This is a genomic window from Patulibacter sp. (assembly GCF_030655195.1).
Classification (GTDB): Bacteria; Actinomycetota; Thermoleophilia; order Solirubrobacterales; family Solirubrobacteraceae; genus Patulibacter.
The window spans coordinates 1-3,112 of sequence record NZ_JAURWA010000100.1 but is presented as its reverse complement, the minus strand read 5'-3'; the positions used below and the strand labels follow the sequence as shown (position 1 = coordinate 3,112).

Here is a 3,112-nt window from a genome sequence, read left to right as displayed (position 1 = left end):
CTTGAGCAGGTTCTCCGGGGAGGCGAAGACCTCGTCGGGCACGTAGATCGTGTCGGTGACGGCCTTGCCGCCGACGGCGGCCGAGGTCAGGACCTCGTAGTGGTTCTTCTCCTGCTGGGCGGCGGCCTGCACGTTGCGCAGCGTCGTCGGGTCCAGCTGGTCCTTGAGCTTCTCGGCGCCGACCGTGTTGACGATCGTGGCGAGGATCTCAGCCGTCGCGGCGACGGCCGCGATGGTCTCGACCTTGTTCGCGTCGGCCGTCTTGACGGCGGCGTCGGCCTGCCCGGTGGCCAGACCCATGAGGCCGAGGGAGCCCAGCGCGACGGCGGTCCCCTTGACCAGACCGCGGCGCGTGGCGGCGCTCTGGTCCTGGTTCTGCTCGTCGATGGTCTCGTAGAGGTGGTTCGTGACGTCGATGTTCTGAGCCATGGGGCTGTCCTCAGTTCTGCGCCCGGGAGGCGCGTGGCGTTCTCCGGGTACAACGACGCGAACCGCTCAGGAGACGCATGTGGAACCTCAAGGTTTCGTGAGAGTCCGGGCGTGGCCGGTACGCGGACGGGCCCTCGAGGGTCCTCGCGGGGGCCGCGGTGGGGTTCCGCGGGGCCGACGGCGGGGCCGCGACGGACCGGTCGCGGGTCCACGGGGTCCGGGGCGGAGGACCGCGCCCGTCACCCCAGGACGAGCCGCCCGAGGAGCACCACCGCCACCAGCGAGCCACCGACCACGACCACGGTGCGGAGCACCGCGTCGGGCATCCGGCGGCCGTAGCGGGCACCGAGCGTCGCGCCGGCGATCGACCCGACCGCGACGAGGACCGCCGCGTCCCACGCCACGTCGGCGAAGAGGACGAACCCGAGCGCCGCCACCCCGTTGGCGATCCCGGCCAGCGCGTTCTTCAGCCCGTTGAGCCGCTGCAGGTCGTCCGGCAGCAGCAGGCGGAGGGCGGCCAGCAGGATCACGCCCTGCGCGGCCCCGAAGTACCCGCCGTAGACGCCCACCGCGAAGGCGATGCCGACGAGCATCGCCATCCGTCGTCGGGTGAGCGCCCGCGTCGTCTGCGGCGGCGCGGGCCTGCGCGCCATCAGGAAGCACGCCAGCAGGATCAGCAGCGGGACGACCGCCTCGAAGACCCCCTCGGGCAGGACGAGCAGGAGCAGCGCGCCCACCGCCGCGCCCAGCGCCGTCCCGGTCCCCATCAGTGCCACCCGCCGACCCTGGCCGCGCAGCTCGCGGCGGTAGCCCCAGACCGCCGACGCGTTGCCGAACGCCAGGCCGACCGTGTTGGAGACGTTCGCCGTGACGGACGGGAAGCCGACCGCGAGCAGCACGGGGAACGTCACGAGCGACCCGGACCCGACGATCGCGTTGATGCCGCCGGCGGCCAGCCCCGCCAGCAGGACGACGAGGATCTCGGGGACGCTCACCCGCCGATGGGATCACACGGGCGGCGGCGACGCCGGGCGGTCCGGGCGCGGCGGGCCCGACCGCCCCGCCGCCGGGGGGCCGCGGTCGGGCCCCGAGGCAGCGCCGACCGGCGGGCCCTGCGGGGCGCGGTGACCACGCAGCCCCCCCGGACACGGGCCGTGTCACACCCCGCACCCCTGCGTCGTCGGGAGGACATGACCACCGACACCCCCACCACCGACCACGGCCCGCGACTCGACGTCCTCGGGCTGACCGGACCCGTCACCGCCGCCATGGCCCGCGTCGAGGGACGGCTCGAGCTGGACCCCGTCCTGCGCGAGCTGATCAAGCTGCGCGCGTCCCAGATCAACGGGTGCGCGTTCTGCCTCGACATGCACTGGACCGACGCGAAGGCCGCGGGCGAGTCCGACGCCCGCCTCGCCCAGCTGGCCGCGCACGCGGAGAGCCCGTTCTTCGATCTGCGCGAGCGTGCCGTGCTGGCCCTCACCGACGCCGTCACGCGGCTGGAGGCCGGCGGGGTCCCCGACGCGGTCTGGGCCGAGGCCGAGCGGCACCTCGACGGCACCGAGCTCGCCCACGTCCTCTGGCAGATCGCCGCGATCAACGCCTGGAACCGGATCGCCGTGTCGGCCCGCTTCGTGCCGGCCGGCTGGGATCCGGCGGCGTAGGGTCGGACGGACATGAGCGCGCCCGACCTGGAGGCCCCGCGGCAGGTCGCGTTCGCGATCGCCTACCGGATGCTCGGCAGCGTGGCCGAGGCGGAGGACGTCGCCCAGGAGGCGGCGCTCCGCCTGGACCGGCACGAGGGGCCGGTCGACAACCCCGACGCCTGGGTGACGACCGTGGCCACGCGCCTGTCGATCGACGTCCTGCGCTCCGCGCGGGTCCGCCGCGAGGCCTACGTCGGACCGTGGCTGCCCGAGCCGCTGCTGGTCGACCCCGGTCCCGGCCCGGCGGCCCGGGCCGAGCTGGCCGACACGCTGTCGCAGGCCCTGCTCGTCGCCCTGGAGCGCCTGACCCCGCTCGAGCGCGCCGCGTTCCTGCTGCGCGAGGTCTTCGACTACGACTACGCGCGGATTGCCGAGATCGTCGACCGCAGTGAGCCGAGCGCCCGGCAGCTCGTCTCCCGGGCCAAGCGCCACGTCGCGGCGGGCCGGCCGCGGTTCGACCCCGACGACGCGGCCCGCGACCGCCTGCTCGAGCGGTTCTCGGCCGCGGTGGAGGGCGGCGACCTCGGCGGTCTCGAGGAGCTGCTGGCCTCCGAGGTGGTGCTGTGGGGCGACGGCGGCGGCGAGGTCGTCGCGGCGCGCATCCCCGTCCACGGACCCGCGGCCGTGGCGCGGTTCCTCGTCCACACCACGGTGGCGCGGCGGCGGCACGGCGCGTTCACGACCGAGGCGGTGCGCGTCAACGGCCAGCCGGGACAGGTGATCCGGGGCGCCGACGGCACCGCCTTCGCGGTCCTCTCGTTCGACGTCGTCGACGGCAGGGTCGCCACGATCCGCATCGTCCGCAACCCGGCGAAGCTCGCGCACCTGACGCGGGCGCCGGACTGACCCCGGTCGGCGCCGGGCCCCTCAGGCGTCGGCGAGGGGGCGGGCCGCCGGGAGCACGAAGGCCTCCAGCGCGCCGGGCGGAGCCGACGCCGCGACCGGGGTGGGGCGACGCGCCGCCCCACCGGGCCGCC

4 protein-coding genes are annotated in these 3,112 nt (G+C 75.4%); 2 read left to right on the top strand and 2 right to left on the bottom strand.

The genetic code is table 11. The features are described from left to right. Nucleotides 1-429: hypothetical protein (locus Q7T67_RS10385; protein WP_304788773.1), on the bottom strand; the 429-nt coding region annotated here is incomplete at its 3' end. A 239-nt stretch (nt 430-668) separates the two neighbouring features. Beyond that, the gene (locus tag Q7T67_RS10380) at nt 669-1,424 is read right to left on the bottom strand and encodes a sulfite exporter TauE/SafE family protein (protein WP_304788771.1); all 756 of its coding nucleotides are present in this window, start codon (nt 1,422-1,424) and stop codon (nt 669-671) included. A 195-nt stretch (nt 1,425-1,619) separates the two neighbouring features. On the opposite strand from Q7T67_RS10380, the gene Q7T67_RS10375 reads away from it, so the two are divergent. Together Q7T67_RS10375 and sigJ are read left to right on the top strand one after the other, a co-directional pair. After that, a complete protein-coding gene (locus Q7T67_RS10375) occupies nt 1,620-2,093 on the top strand; it encodes a carboxymuconolactone decarboxylase family protein (protein ID WP_304788768.1) in 474 nt (157 codons plus the stop codon). A 12-nt stretch (nt 2,094-2,105) separates the two neighbouring features. Further along, on the top strand, nt 2,106-2,981 hold the full coding sequence (sigJ, locus tag Q7T67_RS10370; protein ID WP_304788766.1) for an RNA polymerase sigma factor SigJ: 876 nt from the start codon (nt 2,106-2,108) through the stop codon (nt 2,979-2,981). The last annotated feature ends 131 nt before the right edge of the window (nt 2,982-3,112 follow it).

Excerpts from the sequence above, each read along its gene's own strand:
- Q7T67_RS10375 (WP_304788768.1), top strand. The coding sequence starts at position 1,620 with ATGACCACCGACACCCCCACCACCGACCACGGCCCGCGACTCGACGTC.
- sigJ (WP_304788766.1), top strand. The coding sequence starts at position 2,106 with ATGAGCGCGCCCGACCTGGAGGCCCCGCGGCAGGTCGCGTTCGCGATC.